Annotated in this window: 1 pseudogene; it reads left to right on the top strand. The window is 79.4% G+C overall.

Annotated elements, in window-relative coordinates:
* Positions 1-272 (top strand): annotated as a pseudogene (locus AUR65_RS17530) (type II secretion protein); the annotation flags it as partial.

The following is a 272-nucleotide window of genomic DNA, read 5'->3' as shown; positions in this document are numbered from 1 at the left end:
CCCGCCTGTCGCGCGACGGTCGTCGAGGCGCTCGAAACCCGCGACGCCGACCGTCTCGTCGTCCGCGCCGACGGACTGGAACGCCGGTACGACGACGCCGCGACCGGCCTGCTCGTCGCCGCCGGTCGGTTCGCAGAGCGCGTCCGCTTCCGCGACGACCGCCTCGCCGACCGCGCCCGCGAGGACCCGCTCGGGGCCGCCCACGAGGCGACGGGGCGCGCGGGACCGGTCCGCCGCGCGGCCGCCGAAACCGGTCTCGCGGAGGGCGCGTC

This window comes from Haloferax marisrubri (genome assembly GCF_001469875.2).
In the GTDB taxonomy this organism is placed as follows: domain Archaea; phylum Halobacteriota; class Halobacteria; order Halobacteriales; family Haloferacaceae; genus Haloferax; species Haloferax marisrubri.
This window is presented reverse-complemented; position numbering and strand designations above follow the sequence as displayed.